This window comes from Gangjinia marincola (assembly GCF_039523415.1).
GTDB classification, from domain to species: domain Bacteria; phylum Bacteroidota; class Bacteroidia; order Flavobacteriales; family Flavobacteriaceae; genus Gangjinia; species Gangjinia marincola.
This window is the reverse complement of record NZ_BAAAFG010000005.1, coordinates 106,266-133,012: the sequence shown is the minus strand read 5'-3', so window position 1 is coordinate 133,012 and position 26,747 is coordinate 106,266. Positions and strand designations below refer to the sequence as shown.

25 protein-coding genes are annotated in these 26,747 nt (G+C 36.6%); 13 read left to right on the top strand and 12 right to left on the bottom strand.

The window, feature by feature from the left end; all coding sequences use genetic code 11:
* Nucleotides 1–112 precede the first annotated feature (112 nt).
* The 4 genes from gcvT to ABD000_RS04420 all read left to right on the top strand — a co-directional run bounded on the left by gcvT (nt 113) and on the right by ABD000_RS04420 (nt 4,054).
* A complete protein-coding gene (gcvT, locus tag ABD000_RS04435) occupies nt 113–1,195 on the top strand; it encodes a glycine cleavage system aminomethyltransferase GcvT (protein WP_343764372.1) in 1,083 nt (360 codons plus the stop codon).
* A 65-nt stretch (nt 1,196–1,260) separates the two neighbouring features.
* On the top strand, nt 1,261–2,085 hold the full coding sequence (locus ABD000_RS04430) for a sugar nucleotide-binding protein (protein ID WP_343764370.1): 825 nt from the start codon (nt 1,261–1,263) through the stop codon (nt 2,083–2,085).
* Nucleotides 2,086–2,305: 220 nt separating this feature from the next.
* Nucleotides 2,306–2,596, top strand: coding sequence for a 4a-hydroxytetrahydrobiopterin dehydratase (locus tag ABD000_RS04425; protein ID WP_343764368.1), 291 nt, complete (start codon nt 2,306–2,308; stop codon nt 2,594–2,596).
* A 294-nt stretch (nt 2,597–2,890) separates the two neighbouring features.
* A complete protein-coding gene (locus ABD000_RS04420; protein WP_343764366.1) occupies nt 2,891–4,054 on the top strand; it encodes a metallophosphoesterase in 1,164 nt (387 codons plus the stop codon).
* A gap of 1 nt (nt 4,055) precedes the next feature.
* Here ABD000_RS04420 and ABD000_RS04415 read toward each other — a convergent pair whose 3' ends face one another.
* On the bottom strand, nt 4,056–5,438 hold the full coding sequence (locus tag ABD000_RS04415; protein ID WP_343764364.1) for a CotH kinase family protein: 1,383 nt from the start codon (nt 5,436–5,438) through the stop codon (nt 4,056–4,058).
* Between the two features lie 240 nt (nt 5,439–5,678).
* On the opposite strand from ABD000_RS04415, the gene ABD000_RS04410 reads away from it, so the two are divergent.
* Entirely contained in the window at nt 5,679–6,422 is a 744-nt protein-coding gene (locus ABD000_RS04410) for a YebC/PmpR family DNA-binding transcriptional regulator (RefSeq protein WP_343764362.1), read from the top strand.
* Nucleotides 6,423–6,596: 174 nt separating this feature from the next.
* Here ABD000_RS04410 and ABD000_RS04405 read toward each other — a convergent pair whose 3' ends face one another.
* Nucleotides 6,597–7,019 (bottom strand): OsmC family protein, encoded by a 423-nt coding sequence (locus tag ABD000_RS04405; RefSeq protein ID WP_343764360.1) that lies wholly within the window; start codon nt 7,017–7,019, stop codon nt 6,597–6,599.
* 221 nt (nt 7,020–7,240) lie between these two features.
* On the opposite strand from ABD000_RS04405, the gene ABD000_RS04400 reads away from it, so the two are divergent.
* Complete coding sequence (locus tag ABD000_RS04400) at nt 7,241–7,870, top strand: SDR family oxidoreductase (protein ID WP_343764358.1); 630 nt, start codon at nt 7,241–7,243, stop codon at nt 7,868–7,870.
* Between the two features lie 206 nt (nt 7,871–8,076).
* Nucleotides 8,077–9,081, top strand: a complete 1,005-nt coding sequence (locus ABD000_RS04395; protein ID WP_343764356.1) for an NADP-dependent oxidoreductase — start codon at nt 8,077–8,079, stop codon at nt 9,079–9,081.
* A 30-nt stretch (nt 9,082–9,111) separates the two neighbouring features.
* Here the strand turns inward: ABD000_RS04395 and ABD000_RS04390 are convergent, their stop codons facing one another.
* The 3 genes from ABD000_RS04390 to ABD000_RS04380 all read right to left on the bottom strand — a co-directional run bounded on the left by ABD000_RS04390 (nt 9,112) and on the right by ABD000_RS04380 (nt 11,376).
* Nucleotides 9,112–9,702 carry a DUF4251 domain-containing protein gene (locus ABD000_RS04390; protein ID WP_343764354.1) on the bottom strand — a complete coding sequence of 197 codons (591 nt, stop codon included), beginning with the start codon at nt 9,700–9,702 and terminating at the stop codon, nt 9,112–9,114.
* 79 nt (nt 9,703–9,781) lie between these two features.
* Nucleotides 9,782–10,288: a peroxiredoxin-like family protein gene (locus ABD000_RS04385; RefSeq protein ID WP_343764352.1), complete on the bottom strand. Its 507-nt coding sequence runs from the start codon at nt 10,286–10,288 to the stop codon at nt 9,782–9,784.
* A gap of 23 nt (nt 10,289–10,311) precedes the next feature.
* Entirely contained in the window at nt 10,312–11,376 is a 1,065-nt protein-coding gene (locus ABD000_RS04380) for an AI-2E family transporter (RefSeq protein WP_343764350.1), read from the bottom strand.
* Between the two features lie 179 nt (nt 11,377–11,555).
* Here ABD000_RS04380 and ABD000_RS04375 point away from each other — a divergent pair, with 179 nt between their 5' ends.
* Complete coding sequence (locus ABD000_RS04375) at nt 11,556–12,533, top strand: mechanosensitive ion channel family protein (RefSeq protein WP_343764348.1); 978 nt, start codon at nt 11,556–11,558, stop codon at nt 12,531–12,533.
* A 25-nt stretch (nt 12,534–12,558) separates the two neighbouring features.
* Here ABD000_RS04375 and lpxD read toward each other — a convergent pair whose 3' ends face one another.
* Nucleotides 12,559–13,539 (bottom strand): UDP-3-O-(3-hydroxymyristoyl)glucosamine N-acyltransferase, encoded by a 981-nt coding sequence (gene lpxD / locus ABD000_RS04370; protein ID WP_343764346.1) that lies wholly within the window; start codon nt 13,537–13,539, stop codon nt 12,559–12,561.
* 92 nt (nt 13,540–13,631) lie between these two features.
* Here lpxD and rlmF point away from each other — a divergent pair, with 92 nt between their 5' ends.
* Nucleotides 13,632–14,498, top strand: a complete 867-nt coding sequence (rlmF, locus tag ABD000_RS04365; RefSeq protein ID WP_343764344.1) for a 23S rRNA (adenine(1618)-N(6))-methyltransferase RlmF — start codon at nt 13,632–13,634, stop codon at nt 14,496–14,498.
* Nucleotides 14,499–14,556: 58 nt separating this feature from the next.
* Here rlmF and ABD000_RS04360 read toward each other — a convergent pair whose 3' ends face one another.
* The 5 genes from ABD000_RS04360 to ABD000_RS04340 form a co-directional block, all read right to left on the bottom strand.
* The gene (locus tag ABD000_RS04360; protein ID WP_343764342.1) at nt 14,557–14,748 is read right to left on the bottom strand and encodes a cold-shock protein; all 192 of its coding nucleotides are present in this window, start codon (nt 14,746–14,748) and stop codon (nt 14,557–14,559) included.
* Nucleotides 14,749–14,861: 113 nt separating this feature from the next.
* On the bottom strand, nt 14,862–15,314 hold the full coding sequence (locus ABD000_RS04355; RefSeq protein ID WP_343764340.1) for a cold-shock protein: 453 nt from the start codon (nt 15,312–15,314) through the stop codon (nt 14,862–14,864).
* Between the two features lie 410 nt (nt 15,315–15,724).
* Nucleotides 15,725–17,044, bottom strand: coding sequence for a hypothetical protein (locus ABD000_RS04350; protein WP_343764338.1), 1,320 nt, complete (start codon nt 17,042–17,044; stop codon nt 15,725–15,727).
* A 35-nt stretch (nt 17,045–17,079) separates the two neighbouring features.
* Nucleotides 17,080–18,819: an ABC transporter ATP-binding protein gene (locus ABD000_RS04345; RefSeq protein ID WP_343764336.1), complete on the bottom strand. Its 1,740-nt coding sequence runs from the start codon at nt 18,817–18,819 to the stop codon at nt 17,080–17,082.
* Nucleotides 18,820–18,834: 15 nt separating this feature from the next.
* The gene (locus ABD000_RS04340; RefSeq protein ID WP_343764334.1) at nt 18,835–19,563 is read right to left on the bottom strand and encodes a hypothetical protein; all 729 of its coding nucleotides are present in this window, start codon (nt 19,561–19,563) and stop codon (nt 18,835–18,837) included.
* A gap of 105 nt (nt 19,564–19,668) precedes the next feature.
* Here ABD000_RS04340 and ABD000_RS04335 point away from each other — a divergent pair, with 105 nt between their 5' ends.
* A complete protein-coding gene (locus ABD000_RS04335) occupies nt 19,669–20,019 on the top strand; it encodes a DoxX family protein (RefSeq protein ID WP_343764332.1) in 351 nt (116 codons plus the stop codon).
* On the opposite strand, the gene ABD000_RS04330 is transcribed toward ABD000_RS04335, so the two are convergent.
* Nucleotides 20,016–20,384: a DoxX family protein gene (locus tag ABD000_RS04330; RefSeq protein ID WP_343764330.1), complete on the bottom strand. Its 369-nt coding sequence runs from the start codon at nt 20,382–20,384 to the stop codon at nt 20,016–20,018. The two genes, ABD000_RS04335 and ABD000_RS04330, sit on opposite strands and share 4 nt — an antisense overlap.
* 266 nt (nt 20,385–20,650) lie before the next feature.
* On the opposite strand from ABD000_RS04330, the gene ABD000_RS04325 reads away from it, so the two are divergent.
* The 3 genes from ABD000_RS04325 (at nt 20,651) to ABD000_RS04315 (ending at nt 26,744) form a co-directional block, all read left to right on the top strand.
* A complete protein-coding gene (locus ABD000_RS04325; protein ID WP_343764328.1) occupies nt 20,651–22,105 on the top strand; it encodes a DUF1800 domain-containing protein in 1,455 nt (484 codons plus the stop codon).
* A 2-nt stretch (nt 22,106–22,107) separates the two neighbouring features.
* The gene (locus ABD000_RS04320) at nt 22,108–23,730 is read left to right on the top strand and encodes a DUF1501 domain-containing protein (RefSeq protein ID WP_343764326.1); all 1,623 of its coding nucleotides are present in this window, start codon (nt 22,108–22,110) and stop codon (nt 23,728–23,730) included.
* A 95-nt stretch (nt 23,731–23,825) separates the two neighbouring features.
* Nucleotides 23,826–26,744: a PEP/pyruvate-binding domain-containing protein gene (locus ABD000_RS04315; protein WP_343764324.1), complete on the top strand. Its 2,919-nt coding sequence runs from the start codon at nt 23,826–23,828 to the stop codon at nt 26,742–26,744.
* Nucleotides 26,745–26,747 lie beyond the last annotated feature (3 nt).

Genomic DNA, 26,747 nt, shown 5'->3' with positions numbered 1-26,747 from the left:
CCGCCATTTTAGTATAGAATGGCGGATTTTTTATGGTATAAAATATATAATTTTCTAAAACTCCTTCGGATGTAAGAGCACAAAAAACTACTTTTGCTCTAAATTTAATACGATGAAAAAAACCGCCTTGTCCCCTATTCACGAAGCCCTTGGTGCTAAAATGGTTGAGTTTGCAGGGTACAGTATGCCCGTCTCGTATGAAGGGGTTAATGCAGAGCACGAAACGGTGCGAAATCTAGTTGGTGTATTTGATGTTTCGCACATGGGCGAATTCTTGATTGAGGGTCCTCATGCCCTGGAATTAATTCAAAAAGTAAGTGCGAATGACGCCTCCAAATTAGTTATTGGAAAAGCCCAATACAGTTACTTACCAAATGACAAAGGTGGGATCGTAGACGACCTTATTATTTATCGAATAAAAGAAAAGACCTATTTATTAGTCGTCAATGCGTCCAACATCAAAAAAGATTGGGACTGGATAAGCGCACAAAATAGTGTGGGTGCAACCATGCGTGATCTTTCTGAGGATTATTCTCTCCTCGCTATTCAAGGTCCTAAGGCCGTTGAAGCGATGCAATCATTATCTTCTATCGATCTTAGTGAAATTGATTTTTACAACTTTAGAATTGCCGATTTTGCCGGGATAGAACATGTAATTATTTCGGCAACTGGATATACAGGCAGTGGAGGATTCGAAATTTATTGTAAGAATAATGAAGTTGAGCAAATTTGGAATAATGTGATTAAGGCAGGTCTTGAGTATGGGATTAAACCAATTGGATTAGCTGCCCGGGATACACTGCGATTGGAAATGGGTTATTGCCTCTATGGTAATGATATCGATGAGACAACTAATCCTTTAGAAGCAGGATTAGGTTGGGTAACTAAATTTACCAAGGATTTCGTTCATTCTACCGAACTTAAAGCGCAAAAAGAACGCGGGATTGATAACAAACTCGTAGGTTTTGAGTTAACTGAACGAGGTATTCCACGGCACGATTATGACATTGTCGATGCGCGAGGAACCGTAATAGGTAGAGTAACCAGTGGTACAATGTCCCCTTCTACCGGGAAAGCTATTGGGATGGGATACGTCCCAAAAGAAGTAAGTAGTCCCGGTAGTGAACTATTCATTCGTATTAGAAAAAAAGACGTACCCGCCACTGTGGTGAAACTTCCTTTTTATAAAAAATAATATTAGCTACTTATATATTTAAGCTGCTTACTCAATACCATAAGCAGCTTTTTTAATACATATCCTTGAGTCAAAAGAAGAAGAAAATACTCATTTTAGGTGGTAGTGGATTCATTGGGAATGCCCTCTACAAAGAGCTATATGCCTACTTTGACACCTACGCCACCTATTTTAATACCGATAGAGGATTAAGCAAAAACCATAAATTTATTCAGTGGGATCTGGAGACCGAAGATATAGGAATTATGCTCCAATCAATCCGTCCGTCTATTATTATTTCATGTCTTAGAGGTGATTTTGACGCGTTGGTACATCAACACCAATCCCTGATCCAATATACGTTAAGATATGACGCTAAAATCATTTTTTTATCCAGTGCAAATGTGTTTGATGCATTCAGCAATTTTCCGTCGTATGAATATGATAAAACGCTTTCAGAAAGTGTCTACGGAAGATTTAAAATAAAAATTGAAAATGCGTTGCTGCGCTTACCCAATAAGAATTACGCGATTGTGCGCTTACCGATGGTTTTTGGAAAAAAATCACCTCGAATAGAAGAAATTAAAGAATACATCAAAAATGAGGTGCCCATAGAGGTATTTCCAAATGTAGTCGTCAATGCGACCACAATTTCAAAAATTACCCAACAATTGCATTATATTATTAACCGAAGCCGGCGCGGAGTCTTTCATCTAGGCAGTGATGATCTTATCCATCACGATGATTTAATTCTAGATATCTGTCAGGCAAGCGGGCACGATCAGCCTATCCTTAAAAATGTCTTCGACTCTAACGATGATCGCTACTTAGCCGTGATCCCAAAAGATAATATTTTACCAAAAAATTATCACATCTCTATCAAAGAGGTGGTTGAAGAATCAGTATTTTAGATTCAGGATTCAGGATTCAGGATTCAGGATTCATGATTTGTAATTTGAGATATCTAATTTAGCATTAAAGACTTCTTTAGTGAAAAAAATTGTCTTGGTTCCTAATTCTAACAGTTCCTAACGCGTTGGGGAAAGTCTTAATTCTTTAGTAAGATTTTAGACAATAAAAAATCTATATTAATCTTAGCATGGAATTAATCAACTTATAATACATCAAATAATGAAACCACTTAACGAAGAACAAATTAAAGAACACCTAACTCATTTAGAAGGCTGGGAATACGAGGATAACGCTATCAATACTACCTTTGAGTTTGAAGATTTTAAGGATTGCTTCGGTGCCATGACTCGTATTGCGTTTGAAGCCGAGGCTCAACAACACCATCCTGAATGGACCAATGTGTACAACAAATTGAGTATCTATCTCTCTACTCACGATGCCGGCGGAGTAACAGAGAAGGATTTCAAACTGGCAAAAACCATTGAAGGAATCATTACTTCTGAAGAATAAATGTTTTGAAAACTAGTTTGAAAGTTTCGATATTTAAAACCCTGTTGTCATTACGATTCTCAATTCATTGAGGATAGAAGTCTTACTATCTCTTGTACTGTTTTTTAAACCCTCATTATAGAAGGATTCGTCTACGTTAATATGCGGATCTGAGTGACACGCTGGCTATTGAAGGACGACTTGAATTCTCGCAATATTTATTAAATTCAAACAGCTTTGTTAGATAGATAACGTTACTCAAGACTATATCGGACTAAATTTCGTATTTTTAGTATAATTATAGCTAACTATATCTTGCTAAAAAGTAATACAAAATACCCTTTTAGTCCTATTGCAGTATTTTTTACATGCCTCGTTTTAATTACGAATTATGTAAATGGCCAACAAAAGGATTCTATTAGAAAAAACACAAACTACAAAACTGTTTCCTTCAACGGGACCGATGGACCTTATATTATTAAAGACACATTGTACCGTGTAAATGCTCTAAATAAACTAATCAAACGCACTAATTTTAAAAAAGACTCTTTAATTGTATGCCCCGGTAATGGATATGATGACAATTTTTTTTTAGCGTTACGACCAAAATATACGGTTACAAAGAGCACATTTGAAGCTGCTGATAAAATGGTCGTTATTTCTGATATTGAAGGTAATTTCAACGCCTTTTCTAGTTTTTTAGCCGCTAACGGAGTAATTGATGCACAGTATGACTGGATCTATAGAACTGGTAGGCTTGTTTTAGTGGGAGATTTTGTGGATCGAGGTAAGAATGTTACACAGGTATTATGGCTTATTTACAAATTGGAGCAACAGGCACGTGATGCTGGTGGTAGTGTACATCTCATTTTAGGCAATCATGAAGTCCTGAATTTCAAAGGTGATTACACCTACAATAGAGCAAAGTATATCAAAATTGCACAAGAAATAAGTGGTGAAAAAAATAAGAAAAAAGCCATTCGCTATATGTTTTCAGAACAGTCAGAATTAGGAAAATGGCTACTCTCTAAAAATGTAATTGAAAAAATTGGATCGTATATTTTTGTCCATGCAGGACTTAGCCCGCAACTATTAGATTTTAAGTTAAGCATCGACGATATAAATCAAAAAATGCGTCGAGAATATACCTCTACTGAAAACAGTTCGTCTAGATCTATTCAGTTCTTATACAGTTCAAAAGGTCCAATTTGGTACAGAGGGCTTGTGACGAAAAGACCTTATTATCCTAAAATAGGATCCGAAGAGTTAGATAAGATTTTGTCTTTTTACAACGCAAAAAAAATAGTAGTTGGACATACTCCAGTTAAAAATATCTCGACGGATTACGATGGAAAAGTCATTCGAATTGATGTATCACACGGCCTAAGTAAATTCTCTGGTAAAACCAAAGGATTACTTATTGAACGTGGGCAGGAATACATCATAAATGATAAGGGTCAACGATTTTCACTTAAATAGTTTATAAGTCCTTAAAGTACGTATCAAGAAAACCCAATCGATCAATAATCCACTCATTCAGGTAATCAAAATCATCTTCTTTAATGATTTCATTTTTCCATAAATTATATTCTCGCTCATATATTTTTTCAGCAGTAAAATGATCATGAAATTTTTGAAAACGCGCTAGAATATTTATTTTACTAAACTCATTTTCTCGTAAATCCTTCCACCGCTGCTTAAGGTTGTCATTAAAATGGTTTGGATTCAGCTGTAATAGACGATCAAATAGATGATTACTTAAAATATCATTGGTAGTCCTTATTCTTTTACCGTGTTGTATTATGCCAAACACTCCATCTACATCCCAAGGAACAAAAAAATAAGGTTTATCTAAATCATATTTCGCCAGATAATAATTCTTACCAAAGTTGTCGGTGGCACGCAATAGATTTATGTAAATAAAATAGTCAATGGCATTTGGCAAATGAATCTCTTTAGCTATTTTTTCTTTAAAAGTAGCATCAGACGAATTTACGACTAGATCAAGTAGTTTAGACAACCCATCCCAATGTGAATTATAATCTATGATGGGGTATTCCATCTTAAATCCTAGATAGTGCGGAAAAATATTGTTGTATTCTCCTGCCTTTTTAAAAGATGGTCCGCCTTCATACGAATTGGCTTTAAATAATTCTCCGTAAATTTCTTTACCATTAGGTTTTTTTAGTTGAAGTTGTTTTCTATCCACGGATTCAGATAAACTATACAAGCCTATATACTCACTATTTCTAAATAATTCTACGAACTCTACCTTGAATCCGTTAATGGCTTTTGGTTCTTCTTCATGGTAATATACTTTATGAATATCTGTCCATAGCTGGATCGCTACCGTAGATCTTAATCGCAGGGGTTCGTTATAAAGTCCATCGAGAATCCAATCATCATCAGAGCGTAATCCTTTAACTTTAATATCCTTATTTTCTTTAGAAATTGAATCCTTCCACACCTCAATGTCATATGATTTTTTAGGAAAGCCTAGGGATAAATTACCTCTTTGCCTTATACCAATGATACTTTCAACTAAGGTTTCTTTTTCATAATATTTTAAACATCCGGGAATTTTTTTATTTGTTCCAAGTTTGACTTCATCAAATGCTACCTTTACAACCGGTAATTTAGTTAAGTATAATGTGTACTTATCTGCTTCGTGTGTAAGTTCAAAAGCCTGATCGTATGAAAGCGCTGAATTTTTCTTTAAAAACTGATAAACGTAGTCAAATTCAATTTCAGTATTTAGAGAAGAAAAACTGTCCTCTGATGGAATGTGCCAAATAATTACTTTATTCCCGCGATCTACTCCGTAACTGCCCGGCAGTGCTTTTATCTTCTGACTTAGTAACATGTTACTTTTTAGTAAAAGGCTGCAAAACAGCATAATATAACTTGATTTTTTGAACATAGCTTTTGAATGATGTCTAAATGCCTCTCCCTGAATATTGGTCTGATAAGATTGACACATTAAATTTAAATATATAAATAGATATGCTTTTTAAATGTGAAAGAAGTAATAATATCATATCAATACTCCCCTTGCACCCTATCTTTTTCTTTTCTTACTTTTACCCTCATTAAATTATGATTTATGGGAAGAGCATTTGAATTTAGAAAAGCACGCAAAATGAAGCGTTGGGCGAGCATGAGCAAAGCTTTTACACGAATAGGCAAAGATATTGTGATGGCTGTCAAAGAAGGCGGTCCCGATCCAGATGCAAATTCCAGACTACGTGCAGTTATTCAAAATGCCAAGGCAGTAAACATGCCCAAGGATAATATTGAACGTGCAATTAAACGTGCATCAGATAAAAGTCAGGGAGATTATAAAGAAGTGATTTTTGAGGGTTATGCGCAACACGGAGTTGCTGTTTTAATTGAAACGGCAACTGATAATAATACACGCACGGTGGCGAATGTTCGTTCTTACTTTAATAAAACAGATGGAAGCCTGGGGACGTCAGGCTCTGTAGTGTTTATGTTTGATCATACGTGTAATTTTAAAATCAAAGGAGATGACTTAGACTTAGAAGAATTAGAACTGGAGCTCATTGACTTTGGCGTAGAAGAAATTTTTGAAGATACCGATGAAGATGAGGAAGGCAATGAAATAACAAGCGTCATGATCTATGCACCCTTTGAAAGTTTTGGAAGTATTCAATCCTATCTGGAAGAACACAATATCGAAATCATCTCATCCGGATTTGAGCGTATCCCACAAGTGACTAAGAAACTAACTCCAGAGCAGGTAGAAGACGTCGAAAAGTTACTTGAAAAATTGGAAGAAGACGATGATGTTCAAAATGTCTATCACACGATGGAAGACAGCGAGTAATTGATTTATCATAATTCGGGTTTAGAGGTATTTTCACTACCAAACTGTCTTAGATAGGCTTGGACTGACAAAAATTTAAAGAATGTCACGTTGAGTTTGTTGAAGCCTAAGTTAAGGATTAGATACTCTAACTACTCGTCTTCGACAAACTCAAACTGACAACCTAAGTAATTTTTATTCCTCTAATTTGACCGCTAAAACAATTGATGTATTTAGCAATTTCGAAACAGGGCAGATATCCTTTGCCTTTTCTGCAATTTCTACGAATTTATCTTTACTAATATTGGGCACTTTACCAGTGAGATGTAATAAAACCTCAGTAATCTCACCGTCTTTAAAGGTTACTGTAGCATCAGTATGCAAATGATCAGCGGTAAAGTCATCTTCATTCAACAAAAAACTTAGTTGCATGGTATAACAACCGGCATGGGCTGCTCCAATAAGTTCTTCAGGATTAGTGCCGGGATTCCCATCTTCAAAACGAGTACCAAATGAGTATTGGACTTTACTCATTACACCGCTTCCGGTTGAAATGCTTCCCTTTCCTTCTTTTCCGCTGCCTTCCCAGCTAGCGGATGCTTTTCTACTAAAATTCATGTGTCGTAATTATGGATTATTAAAAGGTGTATTCTTCGGCGAAAGCCAAACACCACTAACCTAAGGGATATACAGCTCTCAGACCGGTAAAGAATTCTTAAAAATCCTTGAATATTTGCTAAATATTTAATAAATCAGTAGTCTTTCGCAACTCATTGCCAAACTAGGGTTAAAACGCTGGCAAACTCTTATATTTAAAAGGGTAAGCCTTACTTTTAAATATGGAAAAAATATTAGTCGCAGGTGCAAATGGTACTACAGGAAAAATGATCGTTCAACAATTACATCAAGCCGAAGTATATGTGCCCGTCGCAATGGTAAGAAAACATGAACAAACTGCTCAATTTGAATTGGATGGTATAGAGGTCGTTTTAGCAGACTTAGAACAAGATCTTTCTTTTGCCCTAAACGATGTGGATAAAGTGATTTTCGCTGCCGGTTCTGGTGGTCAAAAGGTTAAAGCAGTAGATCGCGATGGTGCTAAACGGCTCATTGATGCCGCTAAGAAACATGGTGTCAAAAAATTTGTCATGTTAAGTTCTATTGGAGCCGATAAACCTGAAGAAGCCGATGAGCTACAAGAATACCTTAAGGCAAAACATCAAGCAGATGAATATTTGAAAAACAGCGGGTTATCCTATACTATTTTACGTCCTGGTTCACTAAATAATGAGGAAGCGACTCACAAAATTAGAGGTGGGAAACACATTGACCCACAAGGAGAAATACCCAGAGCAGATGTAGCAAATGTACTGGTTCACTGCCTTCCAGATGATGTAGCTCCTAATGTGACCTTTGAAATTCTGTCTGGAGATCATCCTATTAAAGAAATACTGGATACTATTTCTTAGATTTTTTCTTCGGAAGCAAGTTGCAAAAAATAAACGCTACAATATAAACATATGAATATCTGCATATTGACATGTAGTACAATTCCCTACCAATTTGAGAACAATCGAAAATTTTAAATCGTTCATTTTCAATGCATTTCGACTTCGCTCAATGTGACAGTTTTTATTTTATGTCAATATGCGGATATTCAGTAAAACCATATACCATGCACAAAACACAAACAATACTTCTTAAGAACAGACCAGACGGAAAACCTACTAAAGACGATTTTAAGTTTATTACCGAAATGATTGAGTCGCCAGATAAAGGTCAACTTATTCTACATACGAAATACGTTTCTGTAGACCCTTATTTACGCGGAAGAATGCGTAATCAAAAATCCTATATTGAGCCTTTTGCATTAAATGAACCCATCACCTCGGCTATTATTGCAGAAGTAGGAGAATCAAACCATAAGGATTTTAAAAAGGGTGATGTAGTCATGGGAGAATTAGCTTGGAAGGAGCATCAATTGTCCAACGGAAAAGGTCTTCAAAAAATACCTAGTGATCAGGCTGAACTTTCGGCCTATCTGGGAGTTTTAGGAATGACAGGTATTACGGCTTACGTTGGTATGACGAATATCGGAAAACCACAAGATGGTGAGACACAAGTGGTATCTGGTGCTGCCGGAGCGGTTGGAAGTGTCGCTGGTCAAATCGGAAAGATTAAGGGCTGCCACGTGGTAGGTATCGCCGGTTCTGATAAAAAAGTGCAGTTACTCACCCAAGATTTTGGAATGGATAAAGGCATTAATTATAAAACTACAGCTGATATACAAAAAGCCTTAAAGGAGGCCTGTCCCAATGGCGTAGACATTTATTACGACAATGTAGGCGGTGAAATTGCTGATGCGATATTCCCCTTACTAAACCACGGAGCGCGAATTATAAATTGTGGCGCAATAGCAGTTTACAATAAAACTGAAATGCCTCAAAGTATAAGTCCGCAACCCTTCTTAATCAAAAACAGTGCATCAATGCAAGGATTTATCGTTCGGGATTATAAAGATCAATTTAGCGAAGCACGTGAGGCGCTTACACAATGGCTTCAAGATGGTAAGTTAAAACATAAGGAAACGATTGTTGAAGGTTTTGACACTATACCTGAGGCATTTATTGGATTATTTGATGGCGATAATATAGGTAAGATGGTGGTAAAGGTAGTCTAGGTTGTACGTTGTGTAAATTAGCTACCGGATTTAAGACTTTTCAGTAGATTCACTATCGTTAGATTTCACTATAATTCCGTCATAGCGTATTGGTGTTCTAAGGGAGCTGTTGATGTACGCAGAAGCGTTTCCTGTAGGGTATAGTCGTATTCTAATATCGTAGTTTTCGATACGATCAGAGATATTGGCTACCAGTTCAATAAACTTATGATGCGAATCTTCTATGATCTCAAATTCTCTGGGTACACTGTTAAATCGTATCCCAATGTCTGTACTACTATACGGAGAACTGATTTGACGCTCACCGATGTATGACAAATCACCATGAAGTGTATCATTTTTTATCTCAATAAAATCACCGCTTCCTGATACGATTACACGGTTAGCTGTATTCCCCGTAAATTGCCAGATTACATTAGATACTTGATTGACAGCATTTGTTTGAAAAGGATATGCTGTGTTTATTTCAATACGTAGTGCACCTTCTTTTAGTTGTTCAATATGTTCGCTATGTGCCTTTTCTCGATCTGCCAGGCTCATTTTAGGAGCACAGGCAATAAACGCAACAATACATACTATACTACTAACAAAGTTCTTCAACATATACTCAAGATACGACATTAAAGACAAATTTAAAAAAGAGTTTTTTGATGATATCAGAATTTAAGTCTGGGTAATCTTGATTTCATCGTCAAATTTTTTACGCTTCTCCCCTAGCCGGATAGTCTTTCTCTACAACAAAATCTATTGCTTTTAAAAGTTTTTCAAATGAAGGACGCGCGAAAGGCATATTTTGAATGGATTGGTAATACATCGATTGATCTGATCTTATTAAGAAAAGTCCGGGTTCGATGAACTGATCAGGTTCATCATTGATACCATCGCTAATAAATAATCCCCACTTTCGGGCTTCATCCAACGACCACTGATATCCAACGGGCAAATCTCCTATTTTCCATTGGCTGAAGGCCTTATTTGCTTTTTCTTCGGTATCACTGCTCACTGCTACAACATTTACGCCTCGATCTATAAATTCGTCGATGTGATCTTGCAGATTTTTGAGGTAGTTCTTACAAACAGGACAATGTAAGCCGCGATAAACCACAATCATAGTAAACTGCTTGGCATCCTGTTCTGATAGTTTCCATTGGGTGCCGTTAATTAAACTTAAGGATAGTTCAGGTGCTTTTGCTCTGGGATTTATCATAGTATAATGTATAAAATGTATTATCAATCAAATTTTTTATCACTTAACAATATTCCTAACGCATGCGTAGATTTTAAATGAATAAGGATGACCGTCACAATACCAATTACCGGTATGGCAATTACCATCCCGATGATACCCCATACCATGCTTCCAATAATTACGGCAATAATAACGACAAAGGGATGAACTTCTACTTTATCGCCGACAATGTACGGCTGCAATACATAACTCTCTAAAAATTGGGATATACTAAAGGTCAGTACTATCCCTATTAAGGTAGAAACTTCTCCCGTACTTAAGTATCCAAATACAATTGCCATTCCAAATCCTATAATATTTCCCACAAAAGGAATCAAGGTAAGTACAGCAGCTATAACACTTACCAATATAAAATTACTTACTCCAGAGATCCCTAAACCAATGGAGTAAACAATGGCTAATAGTCCAATAAGAATTAATTTGCCAATAAGATATTGAGGAGCAACCGCAGTACTTTTTGTAATGGTTTTACTTACTTCCTTTTTTTGATCATCAAACACCTTTAATAAAAAATTTCTTAAACGTGCTCTGTATCGCAGTATAAAATAAATATATACCATCACAAGTAAAAAATTTGCAAAAAAACCTGATACCGATGTAAATAATGAACTCACTTCTTTCGCTGCCTTTTTAGAAGATCCACTATTACCAGCGGGCATAGGACTATCCTTAAATTCATTGATATCCTGTTTTGAAATTGGAGTATAATCTATAATTGTAGACTCAAACCGTTCTAATTTAGGGATCATTTCCTTTTTAATCATCGGCCAATCATCTACAACGTTTTTTCCTTGTATAATGATAAGCGTAACAAATCCGGCAGATACAAGTAATAAAACTAATACACCTAATAAAGAGGCTATGCTTCTATTAAGTTTTCGTTCAAAAAAACGAACAAGGGGTAGAATGATCAAACTCAAAATTATAGAGACAACAACGGGCCCAAAAAACGATTGTGCCTTAGTTAATCCCAGAAATATAAAATAAAGCAATAGGACAAAAGCAGTTATATTAAATAGTTTTTGTTTGGCTGGGATAGAAATCATATTATATGTGGTTGATGCGCTTTAAAATTAGCTGCATAAGCCTTAAAGCCGACTTAAATTGATGTTAGCGTTTACTTAAAATAAGCCTAAAGTAGATTAACTACCTGTATATTTCAATTTTAAATTACGTAGGATTATTTTAATATGATCTGGCATTTTCTCTAAAATCACCACATAAAATGAACCTGTTCTATCTTTTGAGCCTAATTCAAATAGAAGAAGTCACTACTTCATTTGAAAACTTTTATCACGATTTTATTGATCAGCTTCCAGGAATAGGTTTAGCATTGATTATTATAGTGTTGGGGAGCCTTATTGCTAAAGTTATCAGCAATTTTGCACGCAAAAGAATTCTAGGTCGTACTGAAGATCCTCTCATGAGTAGGTTTTTGGGACAGGCGATTAAGTATATTTTAATTGTCATAGCAATTATGATTGCACTAAGAGCAGCAGGACTTGGCAGTATAGCCGGCGGGATACTCACAGCTGCCGGGGCAAGCGCTGTAGTATTAGGTTTTGCTTTTAAGGACATTGGTCAAAATTTCATTGCGGGAATCATTTTGGCATTTAATCGACCATTCAACATCGACAATACAGTAGAAATAGGGGAAAATTTTGGAAAAGTAAAAGCTTTGGATTTTAGATATACTAAATTAAAAACATTTAATGGTAAGGATGTGTATATACCCAATGCTGATGTCCTCACTAAACCAGTGACTAATTATACTGAAGATGGATTCTATCGATGGGATTTTGTTATTGGTATCGCTTATGAGGATAATATAGAAGGTGCTAAAAAGGTCGTACTAGAAGCCTTGAGATCAGAGCCCACAGTGATTGAAGACGATGCCCATGAAAACTTTGTTATTGAAGAAGAATTAGCGACCAGTACGGTCAATCTTAAGGTGTTTTTTTGGGTTGATACCAAAGACTTTAGAAAGAATGCGTTGGTGACAAAGGGTAATGTGGTTCGAATGGTGAAAGAAGCACTAGAAGAAGCTGGATATTACATGCCTGCAGATATTCAGGAGATTAAGTTGTACGGTGGTGAACGTGAGTTCCCGGTACGTATTGCTGACATGTCTGCTCCCGAAGGAAAATCTCAAATGGACAAAAACAAAGAAAAAAAGAGCCTTAAAAAAGGGGAAGCTTCATAAGGCTCAATGAATTTACATTTCTTCTTTATTCAATAAGCTTACGAAGTGCTACCCATTGTTTCAGCATGTCTCTGGCATCGGTTGCAGGATATCCTAAAACAGTTTTACCTGCCTCTACATCAGCCATAACACCAGATCCTGCCCCTACTGTTGCCCCACTGTGAATCGTTGTATGATCTTTAATCGATGCACTGCCACCAATCATAACACCATCACCCAACGTAACAGATCCTGCTAATCCACTGTTCCCGGCCATAACGCAAGATCTCCCCAAGATAGAGTTGTGACCAATCTGCACGAGATTATCAATCTTAGTACCATCGCCTAAAACAGTAGATCCAAATTTAGCACGATCGACACAACTATTTGCGCCTATCTCTACACCATTACCTATGATTACATTTCCTATATGAGGCATTTTAACCAGTCCACGACCATCTGGACTCGGGACAAAACCAAATCCATCTGCACCAATACTGGCATTGGAGTGGATAATACAAGCATCACCAATCACGCACTGCTCTCTTACCACAGCTCCAGACCATATAGTGGTTTGATGGCCAATCATTACGTCATCCAATAAAGTAACATTTGGGTATAGTATAGTTTCCTTGCCAATGAAAACATTCTTACCAATATAGCAACCCGCTCCAATTTTAGCGCCTTCACTAATAATCGCAGATTTATCTACCACCGCACTGGGATGAACATCCATATCAAAAACGGGTGGTTTAGGTGCGAGAGCGTTCAAAATTTTAATCATAGAAAGATCTACCTGATCTACTTTAATGATTGCTTGATTATCTTTGGGAGTAAGAGACAAGTTTTTAGCAGCAATTCCAATACTGGCCGAAGAATTTTCCCAATATCGGGCATATTTTCTATTTCGAATGAAGGTGAGCTGACCTTCTGTAGCGTTTTCAATATCTCCTATGCCACTGATGTTAACATCGGTTGAACCTATTATCTCTCCCTCTAATAATTCATTTAATTGTTGTAGTGTCATGTAAGTTTGAATTTTGCCGAATATAGTATAAATATAGAACATCATTTTTATCCTTAAGTTTGTGGTGTTAGATCGCTCAAGGGTTAACTTCTATGCATACTAAGAATATTCATCGTAACGGTTATGAACTCACTAAGCTGACACTACAAGTTCCTGAACTTAAAAAGTATCTCATTTCAACACCTGCCAACACGTTGAGTATTGACTTTTCTAATCCAACAGCAGTCTATTTGTTAAACAAAGCCCTTTTAATGAGCAACTACGCATTAAATGACTGGAATTTACCCGGTGGTTATTTATGTCCTGCTGTGCCCTCAAGAGCAGATTATATTCACCACCTCGCCGATCTTATCTCGATACGTCAAAAATCTAACATCACCGGTTTAGATATAGGTACTGGAGCGAATGCAATTTACGCCTTGTTAGGAGTAGCGATATATGATTGGAATATGATTGGAGTGGATATTCAAAGAGATGCTCTCGCTTACGCGGAAGGAAATGTACAGCTCAACCCGGCATTATCAAAGCACATTGAATTGAGGTTACAATCAAATCCCGGGAATATTTTATGCGGAATTTTATCTGCTGAAGAATACGTTGATTTTACGTTGTGCAATCCTCCGTTTTATAGTTCTCAGAAAGAGGCAGATGCTGCCACGAGACTTAAAAACGAGAATCTAAGCATAGCTATCTCAGACTCCCGAAACTTTTCTGGTCAGACTAAAGAATTGTACTGTAATGGCGGGGAAGCCCTTTTTGTAAAACGTATGATCAAAGAAAGTGTTTTGATGAAAGACCAGGTTGGGGTTTTTAGCAGCTTGATTTCCAAAGCAAGACATTTGCCTAAACTTGAAAAACAATTAAAGAAGCTCCCTGTCTCCTATCGCATCATCCCTATGAGTCAGGGAAACAAAAAGAGCCGTATACTGGCATGGACGTTTAAGACAGGATTACTTTAGAACAGGTCATAAAAAAAGCCCCTCAATTGAGGAGCTTTTTTGTAAAATAAGAGATATACTAGATTACTTTTACGTTCACTGCATTTAATCCTTTTCTACCTTCTGTCAAATCGAATTCTACTTCATCACCTTCACGAATCTCATCGATTAATCCAGAAATGTGTACAAAATGTTCTTTGTCTGTTCCTTCTTCGTTAATAAATCCAAATCCTTTGGTATCATTGAAGAATTTTACTGTTCCTTTACTCATTGTATTATAATTTGTTAATATACTTTAATAATGCAAAGATACTGCCATAAACTGAGTTTACTACAATTTATATCAATTATCTGTGCGCTGCCCATAAAAAGGGCGGTTGATGCCTAAATCTTTTTTACTTTAACGGCATTCATGCCCTTCATTCCCTTTTCAAGTTCATATGAAACCTGATTTCCTTCAGCGATTTCATCAATTAAACCGCTTACGTGGGTGAAGTATTTCTCTTGATTTTCTGCATCTATAATAAATCCAAATCCTTTGGAGGTATCAAAAAAGGAAACCTTTCCTTTTCTCATAGGATCAAATTCTTCATCGCTATCTTCTTTCTTTGGTATACCTAGTACAATATCTTCAGCCTCTACTTCTACTTTTTGGGAAGGATCTGGCGGAGTATCGACAATATTACCATTAAAGTCTACATAAGCAAACGGGATTCCGCCACCATTGGCTTCGGCCTCTGCCTTACGTGCTTCTTTCTTTTTCTTTTTGTCTTCTCGTTTTTTGAGTCTTTTTTTTACCTTTTCTGATTTACTAAAGGTTTGTTGAGATTTTGCCATTTACTGCTTTACAATTTTATAAGTGTCCATAATAACTTTATAAAACCATAAAAGCAAATACAAGACCATTTTTTTTAAATAAAACTTTATTTTTATCAAAAATTTTATGCGCCCCAGATCATATCCCGATGTTTACCAAGGACTCCCGGAGCGCCTTACGAAGCAAAATGTCCATCTTAACTTTGATTTTCATTGTTATCTGCGGATTGCTCTGGATCAAGTCATGGGTGCTAAATGGGATACAAAACTCAAGAAACCCGCATATAAGCACTTAAATGATGAAGAATTACGTCAAGTAGTTGAACTGCTCAAAAAATATCTAGCTGATAAAACTCTATTGCTTAAGCATGATAGGGAATCACTTTTGTTTCGAAAAAATTCGTAGAAATCAAGCTAAATTAGGTTTAGTACTACATTTTTATAAATGGAATATTAATAAAATTTCGTTCTCTAAGTTTGCCATTATTAAACAGAATCACGGTGTTTAAGGAAATAATATGATTTCCTTTCTCTATATCATTAATGAATACATAAGTTATGTAGCCGGTTTCATTGGTGAGAGGATGCTTATACCTGTACCATTCTAACTCTTTTCTAGCATCTCCATCTATGGAAAGTTGAAATGTTTGGTTCATGGCTTTTTGCCATTGTGATATATTTATTTGTACAAAAGAATCAACCTCTTTACTCGTTTCAAGTTGTTGCCAGGGTATATCTTTCTTGAAATTATTCTCTGTAAGTTTTCTACCTAGATAGTTATCAAAATCATTCCATCCAACCATAAAAAACTTTATATAGTCGTCCTTAATAATTTCATCTTGGATACAGGCAGAGTAAATCTTATCTCCGGACTGTAGATTATTCTCATATTCACTAGAAACTAGTCTTGGAGAGGTCCTAAGAAAATAATTTTCTCTATCATCAAATAAGCTCAGCCGAATTGTACCGCTATCAAAAAATTGACCAATTTGATTCCCTGAGATTAGCACTGCGATAGCAATATAAAGTATTATGAAGGTGTTTAATAGCCATTTTCTTGTATTTGTTAGAAGTACTAATAGTTCTCGTTGATATAAAAAAGAAAGCGTAACAATCCTAAAGAATTTAATGATTACGATTTTGATACGACTCCATAGAGTTTTCTTATTTGGATTATACACTAAAAGCCGGTCTATGAACCCAAGCTGTGCGATGAGTAATATCGCTCCAAGTACATATGTAAATAAGGCATTGTTTGCTAGATCAATCGATAAACTGTCTAATGTAAAAATGATTAGAGATAAAGACACCAATAATCCAAATACAATAAAGCCAAGCAAAATTGCAAATGAAAAACTCAAGTTGCACCACTTCTCTAAAGTAATTAGCCGAAGATCTACCGTAGGTTGATTTTTAAGCTTAATTTTATACGCGTTGCCCGCCCTTAGTTTATCGTAATTAATATCTGCGGGAAACCAAAAGGATATTCCTAAGTATCCCAACCATATGGCTCTCAAGATAAGATTTGCGGTGAACCCAATTAATAATACCCAGGTAAGAATATAAGACCCAAATAAAAGGATAATTTTATTGGAGGTTACCTCAGAAATAGGATAAAAAAAATAGAAAAATTCCTTTAATACATCAGTTGTTTGAAACAATCCATATAAAATACCTCCTGCAATGACTATTTCAATCTGCCAACTTTGATATTTATACTGTGCTACGTGCTCTGGATATTTATGCTTCAAGTCCTTCTATTATATTTCTAAATTAAACTTTTTTATCAAATTTTAGCTTGATAGGTATACAGATCATAATACCTGCCTTCTTTAGCGATAAGGGTCTCGTGGTTACCGCGTTCAGCGATTTGCCCATTTTCTATGACTAAAATTTGATCTGCTTTTTTTATCGTACTTAATCGGTGTGCAATAACAATGGTCGTTCTGTCCTTTACCAGTGTAGCCAACGATTTTTGGATGAGTGCTTCACTCTCGGTATCTAAATTTGAGGTTGCCTCATCTAAAATAATTACGCGAGGATCTGCCAATATGGCTCTGGCGATTGCAATACGTTGGCGTTGTCCCCCACTTAATTTTACTCCGCGCTCTCCTATTAGGGTATCCAGCCCATCTTCAAAACGATCTGTAAATTCATTGACATAACCCGCCTTTATAGCATTTTGTAGTTCAGCTTCGGTTGCATCGGGATTGGCAAATAAGATATTCTGGCGTATGGTGCCTTCAAAAAGAAATTCATCTTGTAAGACTACGCCTAAATACCTTCGATAGCTACTTAATACAATCTCTCCCAAATTTTGACCATCGATGGTCACCTTCCCCGATAGGGGATTTAAAAATGAAGCTGCTAAACCCGCAATGGTTGATTTACCTGAACCTGAACTCCCCACCAGGGCCACCACCTCACCTGCTTTTGCCGTAAAAGAGACGTTGTGAAGGACTTTTTTGTTTTCCTCATACTCAAAAGATACATCATCAAAAACGATTTCGCCTTTTATGTGGTCAAGCGAAATCGTGCGATGTGCCAACTCTTCTTCTGGTGTCATGTTCATGAGTTCTTCAGTACGATCAAGACCAGCCAAGGCTTCGGTCAATTGACTGCCGATATTACTCATTTGTACGATGGGGGCAATCATAAAGCCTAACAGCAGTGTAAACGACAAAAAATCTCCCGTGGTCATATCGCCTTCAATCATGTAATACCCCCCAATACCCATAATCCCTACAGAGGCCAGCCCCAATAAAAAAGTAGAAGAACTTGTCATGGCAGCGGTGGCAGTGAGACTTCGTTTTACATTTTGAAACAGACGGTCTACACCTTCTTCGAAGGTTTTATTCTCTTGATTTTCAGCATTAAAGCCTTTAATGACTCTTACGCCAGCTAAAGTTTCGGTGAGACGGCCCTGTACTTCGGCATTTATTTTTCCGCGTTCGCGGAAGATGGGCCGTATGTATTTGAACGCACGTAAGGCCACATATCCAAAGATAGATACCGGAAGAAACACAAACAGCGTCATCCAGGCATTGATGTTAATTAAAAGCACCAACGAAATTACCGCTGTAATGGTTCCTCCTACCAATTGAACGAGACCCGTCCCTATGAGATTACGCACACCCTCCACATCGCTCATAATACGCGAAACCAGTGAACCCGACTTTGTATTGTCAAAAAAGCTTATGGGGAGTGAGAGCACTTTCTTTTGAACCTGTGCCCGCAGTTCTGAAATTAAAAACTGAGCTTGTACACTTAAAATTCTAGTTAATAAAAAAGAGGTTACTGCCTGTACTAAAAGGGCAATCCCTACAATCCATAATAAATTTTTAAGCTGCGCAAAATCTTGCTGAGGTATGACCTCATCTAACAGCGCTTTTGATTTCCATGGTAAAACCAGACTTGCTAATCTGCTAATGACAATAAGAATCAATCCTATAATAACCAACTTTCTGTGGGGCCAGATAATGGTTTTAAAAGCCGTAGCCATGGTGACGTTTTTCTTTTTGGTCATGAATATAGCGTGAGTTTAGGCTTTAAGTAAAGGTTTTAATTGTTCCATTTGCTTAATGATACTCCTTTTAAATTTTTGCAGCGAACTTTTATATAAGGTAGTGTAGTAAAAATAATATTTTGTTGCTAGTTTTTTATGCGTCACATTATTATTAAGAAAATTAATGCAATCATCGTTACAGGAGCGATCAAGCATAAAGTCTGTATACCAAGGTTGCGTTTCACTTAGATACGCTAAGTTTTCTTTAGATGTGTCAAACACCAGATTTTTGACTTCTGTATCGATTTCAAAATTAGAAGTATACGTTCTTCTTATTGCATTTAATTGATTTGCAAGGGCAGAGTTATTCAAGGGTGCGTTTGTGACAATATCCTCTACTTCATTTGTAAGCCCCGGGGTATACATGTCAAATAATATCATGTTTATCTTACCTCCTCTACCCATCACGGCAGAGCTATCATAAGGGCGATCTAAATAAGACAGGAAGTTTTGAGAAACTCGGTAATGGCTTTCTTGAAAAAATTGATGTATTACTAACGTATCACGGGCCATTGCAGAATACACTAATTTTGCACTATTCATAAGCTCCCTATTTTTCTTTGAGAGCTCACTCTGATTATTAATATATAATGCTATAAGAATTCCTGTAACGACAAGAATAATTTCGCCAAGGGCATAAAGCAAATAATTGAATAGGCGTTTTTGCTTTATGGCAAATGATCTTGAAGAGTTAAATAAAGGCATGCACTGATTTTGATTTTAAAAGTACTTCTTTATTTCTACTCCACCAATATGATAAGCTTACGTTAATGAAAAGCAATTATCTTAAAATCCCAGTACATTTAAGGAATGAATACACTTGATTACCTCTCACTTTTTGCGGCACTATCATTTATTTATTTCGGGATTAGCTGCTTGTTAAGCCCTTTCATGAAAAATGAATTTATACGGTATGGTCTAGCCAAACATAGAAGAATCGTAGGAATATTACAGTTTATTGGAGGAATAAGTCTTTTGATTGGAGTATTCTATTCAACTATGTTGGCATTAGCAGCCAGTACTGGTTTAGCGTTAATTATGATTTTAGGATATGGTGTGCGAATAAAGATCAGAGATCCCTTCTTAGCTTCCTTTCCTGCGCTATTCTATGCAGCATTTAATTCTTATTTAGCTTATAGATGGTTAACACTTATTCTTTAGTTGTAGTAGAAAATAATTATCAAGCAAATAGTTAAAAACAGTGCAGCAGGGAAAGATTTTTTTAACGGGTCACTAATTTTAACATGCATGATAATTGATCCTAACAAGAGTACTGCAAGCATAGTTGCTGCGGGCACAATGACTTGAGGAAACCATATTCCCACTATAAGAAGGATTGCGCCTGTTACTTTTAGAAAACCTACGACATAGCACATCCATACCGGTAATCCATATACCTTAAATTCTTCTTGTATACTTTGAGCATTTCCTCCACGCCACTGTGTAGGTTTATTATATTGTATGAGCCATACATTAAGAAGACTCAAGGCCACAATAAGTTGCAAAGCAATAATTATATAATTCATGATGGATTTATTTAATTTCTTTTGGATAAAAGTCGCAATTAACGCGCAAAGAGAAACCCTTCTTAGTAATGAATTAACACTTCATCAAAACAATATCTTCTGTATAGATTAGGAACAAAGTGTATATATTTTACACAGGGCATTTGAATTCTTAATCCATTAAATGATGGCTTGAGCTGTTGAAAGACAACTATTTAAATGGCATGTATCTTTCCTAATTGTGTGAGGTACACTTCTTGAATGATCTAATTAACTAACTATTAACTATGAGAGGATTTATTTCTACGTTAATCAATGATATTGATCCATACCTCCCTTCTGACCAAAACCCGTGGAATGAAAATAAAATTCAACATCTCTTTAGACGGACTTCATTTGGTATCCCTTCTCAGGATATCTTAGATTATCTCGATCAAAATCCGTCTGATATTGTTGATTTATTGGTAGATGAAGCTATTGCTTTACCTCCATCTGGGACTCCATTTTGGGCAGAATGGACGTGGGATCAATTTATAGACAATGACGAAGAGCCGTTCACCCTTCAATATGAATGGATGAATAGTAGTGTATATTATTTTCTTGAAAATAAACTTAGAGAAAAGATGACCTTATTTTGGTCTAACCACTTTGTAACTCAATTCTCTTCTGTCGATACGCCTCCCTATCTTGTAAAATACGTAGAACTTCTTCAAATTCATGCAGTTGGAAATTTTAAAGATTTCACAAGAGCAATCGGATTGAATAATTCTATGCTCATCTATCTCAACGGATATGAAAATGTTGCAGGAAGCCCAAATGAGAATTATGCCAGAGAGCTTTTTGAGTTGTTTACATTAGGAGAAAATAATGGATATACTCAAGCAGATATCGTAGAAGCTTCAAGAGCATTTACGGGTTATAATCAACGCGATGAGGGCTGGGGCCCAATTATTTTTAATCCAGATACATTTGATGGTACTGAAAAAACAATTTTTGGTCAAACCGGCAATTGGGGTTATGATGATGTAATTGATATCCTATTTGCAGAACGCGCTGATGAAATTGCTGACTTTATTTGTAATAAATTATATAGGTTTTTTATATCGCCACAGGTAAATACGAATGTTGTCAACGGCTTGGCACAAACTTTTAAAGACAATGATTTCGAAATCGCGCCCGTTTTGCGTCAGCTTCTAAAAAGTGAAGATTTCTTTGCACAAGAAAATTGCGGAGTTCTCATAAAAAGTCCGCTTGATCTTTTAATCACATTGCACCGTGAATCTTCTCTTAGTGTTCCAAATGATTATGATATTGCAAGCAGCATAAGAAACCATGCCAGATTTACAGGTCAGGAGCTTTACAATCCGATTGATGTAGCAGGATGGCAAATGGATCAAAGTTGGATCAGTTCTAGTTTATTAGTTGGTCGCTGGGAATATAGCGAAAGACTCATTAATAAATACTGGCAATTTGAACAGGAACAACTTAGAAACTGGGCCATTCAAATAGCAGGAGATGGCAACGATCCTTTTTTAATTACTGAGCGTATAGTAAATCACTTACTTGCCAAACCTTTACTGGCATATTCAGAATATGAAGCTGCTACCGACATTTTTAAAGCTAATGTTCCTCAAAATTATTTTGATGACGGTTCATGGAATATGAATTGGGACACTGTACCAAATCAAACTAGACTTTTACTCAAATACATATTACGCATTCCTGAATTTCAACTCCAATAATTATGTGTTCTAACCACCAACCCAATGCATCCTTAAAAGATCAAAAAAAACATGATCACGAACACAAAACCTGGAGCAGAAGAGCTTTTGTTCAAACGCTGGGACTATCTACCGCCGGCGGAATGATGCTATCAAATACTCTTGTGAGTGCTGCCAAACCATCATTACTTTCAGCAGCCTTAAGCAATTCTGATAACGATAGGATATTGATTATTGTTAGGCTTAAAGGAGGTAATGATGGTTTAAATACCATCATACCAAAGTACGATTATGATACCTACGCGAATTACAGACCTACGCTAAGGATTTTAGAAAATCAGGTCTTAAACCTCAACGCAAATTTTGGATTACCACCTTACATGCAAGACGCTAAAGCTATGTGGGATACCGGGAGAATGAAAGTTGTTCACGGTGTTGGGTATAACGATTCCAGTCTTTCTCATTTTCAAGGATCAGATAATTGGGCTACTACAGATGTAGTAAACGAACAGGAAACTACAGGTTGGATGGGCAGGTACCTCAATGAACTTTACCCGGATTATATCTTTAATCCACCTACAATCCCTCCCGCTATTCAAATAGGTAATCAGGGAAATAGAATTTTTGAAGGTGGTGATGTGAACTTAGCAATGACTGTAGCTAACCCACAAAAACTTTTTCAAATTGCAAGTGAAGGTGTTCTATTTAGCATGGATAATATTCCTGATGGTCTTTATGGAGATCAAGCAGAATTTCTTAGAGCACAAGCAAATTCAACCTTGAGCTATGCAGGTGTCATCAAGGATGCGTATGATGCGTCAACAGATGCTGCTACGGGATACACAGATGGTAGGCTTTCAGAACAATTAAGCCTAGTTGCCAGGCTGATCAAGGGAAATTTAGGAACTAAAATCTATTTTGTTGAACTTGATGGTTTTGACACTCACGTAAATCAACAGGGAGATCATGAATATTTGTTGAATGAATTAGCCACCTCTATGAAAGCATTTCATGATGACCTGGATGATGCAGGATTTAGTGATCGTGTATTATCAATGACAATATCAGAATTTGGCAGACGTACCTTTGAAAATGGCTCTAATGGAACTGATCATGGAGCCTCTTCACAAATGATGCTCTTTGGAGCAGCCTTGAACGATCAGGGTTTTGTGGGAACACATCCTGATTTAAGCAATCTCAACCAACAAGGTAATCTTGACTATCTTATTGACTTTAGACAAGTCTACCATACTGTATTATCAGAATGGCTTTGTCTTGATCCAGCTTTAATTAATGTCGCTTTACTTGGAGAGAATTTTGACAGCTTGCCCCTAGGATTTACATGTCAAAATTTAGGGAACGAAGAAATAGTAGCAGGCTCTCAATTTATTCACGGCGCTTTATATGAAAACAACCAGGTTTTTGTTGGCTTCCAATTACAACAAGATCAACATGTAGACATTAAGTTATATGCGATGACAGGTCAGCAAGTTGCCACGCTGAAAAATGAATTTTTATTCGCGGGTGAGTATAAAGTCCCTGTCAAAAGTATCACTCAAAATGCAACAATTTTACCGGGAACTTATATGTATAGACTTGCAACGCGCAATGGGTATTATAGTAAGCTATTAGTGATTCCAAACTAACTTTAACGCTACTGCAACATTAACACTGTTTCTAGATTAGTACTTTTGATGTATTCATTTCTATAGAAAGAAATGTAAAACGAAATACTACTCTATTGAAAAGAACTACATTTTATTTATTCTTTCTCTTACTCTCCTTTAGCTATATTCAGGCACAGAAAAACGTTTCTAATGAAGACATTAAATCATTAATTCAAACTTTAAAGCAAGATCCCCGCGGACCGTATTTTAGAATTAAATGGTTCTGTGATGATGGCACTATACGTGATCCAAAAGATCCCTGTCCTGAGCGCGGAGGCAAATCCTTAGGAATACAACATGCCACCTACAGAGCTGATGTGCTTGCGCTGGCTGAAAAACGAAGTGTCTATTTTGGACAAATCTTATCGGCTACAGCTATAGATGAATTTTGGAATAAAAAAGATCAATATTCCCGACTCAAACAATACCAACTTGGAAAATATCTGGAAAGCATTGATGATGGATGGATACTACGAAAGGGACAGTATTATCGAGGTGCGGTACAAATTGAAGATGAAAAAGCCTGGGGAAATACATTTTACAAAACGATATTAGGGAATGATGATGTATTAGCAGAAAGCTACTATCTTATTCGGCAATCTTTGCTCGATATTCCACACAACGAGGACTCTAACCTTGCCCAGGAAATAAGAAGCCAATCTAAAATTATTGCAGACAACTACACACCTTTTATGGATCTTAGGATAAAGATCCACGGCAATCCGGATAAAAGTGATATTATTCGTGTTGAAAATTTTTATGATGAACATAAAAAAAAGTTGCCACCTTCTCTGATGATCGAAATGAATAATTTAAAGCAATCACTTAGAGCTTACTATAAACCCATTGACTTTACCGATTTATCGTCCCAATTAAACGCTGTGAATGATTCTGACTTGAAAACCTTACTGCTGGATTCTTTTAACACCTATCAAACTCCTCAAGAGGTGTCTTATATGGTAAAAGATATAGCTGATCTACTTTGCCATATTCGTACGTCAATTACACAGGTTGAATCTCCTTTAGACCGATTAGTCTTCCTGGACCTATCTACAGAATTAGAAATTATCTTGATGCGAGAGAGTAATTCATGGCAACCCAGAGAAGTGGATGAACTTCTACAAAAAATTTATACTTTAAGCCTGGCCACTGCTGGAACTGGTTTAATAGAATTATGGGAATGGGAGACTGTGGATCATCAAATGACAGGGCTAATAGATAATAATCCCATGAGCATCGGGCAGCTGGAGCGTTACAATCAATTTGCATCGCGCGTAGTTGGTTGGAGTGCGGCTACCGTTAAAGCAACCTACAATGAGGTAGTTGATGAGTACGCAGGATTTGAACCTATAGCAGTAGGGTTTATTGATGATCGCATAAGATCTTCAGTTGCATTAGCTTTGGGTAATACAATTACCACACTCAGTAAATTTTTAAATGAAGAGGCCGGAATCACAAATCAAGTTTTGGATATTTCAGATCAAAGCGGATTAAAGGGAATTAATCCCGGATATTCTAAAGGGGTGTTGCATGTAGTTCAAACTGAAAAAGAACTTGAAAGAGCGAATAAAAATGACATCTACGTTTTTCAAAAGCCTCCTTCAGATCTCAAACCTGTAGCTGGTATTTTATCTGTTTCTGAAGGGAACCTTGTATCTCACGTACAACTTCTTGCCCGCAATCTGGCTATACCAAATGTCACCATAACCGACGAAATTTTTCAGGAGCTTAAGCAATATGATGGTGAAACCGTATTTCTAGCTGTTACCGATAAAGGAAATGTTCTTATGAAGCTGGAAAAGGATATGACAAATGAAGAGCAGGTGCTCTTTGAAGAAAAACAACGTAATACAGAGATGGTTACTGTACCCATTAATCGTATTAATCTCAATGAGAAAAATGTACTTTCATTACGTGAAGTGAAATCTTCCGCTTCCGGCGTGACCTGTGGACCTAAAGCCGCAAATCTTGGACAATTAAAACAAATTTTTCCTAACCATGTAGTCGAAGGAATTGTTATCCCATTTGGGATTTTTAGATCACACATGGATCAACTTATGCCTGCTACACAAGGAAGTTATTGGTATTTCCTTACAGATACTTTCCGGCAGGCAGAAACTATGAAGAATAATGGTGCATCTGAAGCTGAAATACAGGATTTTCAGCTTAACAAATTAGCAATACTCCGCGAAGCCATTTTAAAGATGCCATTGGATATAGGGTTTGTCGTGGATTTTCAGGCAAAATTCCAAAAAGAGCTGGGAAATTATGTTGGTAACGTGCCCGTATTTCTAAGAAGCGATACGAACATGGAAGACTTGGAACAATTTACCGGTGCCGGTCTTAATCTTACTCTTTTTAATGTAAAGGATCGGGAACAAATCATGAACGGAATTAAAAAAGTGTGGGCTTCTCCCTATACTGAACGCAGTTTTACCTGGAGACAGCAATATTTGACCAATCCCGAAAATGTGTACCCTTCTATTCTCGTAATTCCAAGCGTAGATGTAGATCGATCTGGAGTGATCATTACTAAAAATGTTCAAACCGGTTCAAATGATGGAATTACCGTAGCATTTAGCAGAGGTGCTGGCGGCGCCGTAGATGGTCAAGCCGCAGAAACAAGGATTGTATATTCAGCGAACAATCAATTGATCAATCCGTCTAGGCAACCTTATCATAATCGTTTACCCACAGATGGTGGAACAAATAAAGAATATAACGACTTTTCAAATCCCGTGCTTTCTAAAAGTCACCTTGAAAAAATCACGCGAATGGTGGGAGAAGTACAAGAAAAAATGCCGCAGTATACCAGCAATGATTATCAAGGTCCATGGGATATAGAATTAGGATTTAAGAATGATAAATTGTGGCTATTTCAAATAAGACCATTTGTAGAAAATAAAAATGCGCTTTACTCGACTTATTTAAAGAGTATTTCTCCAGAGATAGATCTGGATAAACAAATCTTGACGACGACTCAACTAAATTAATGC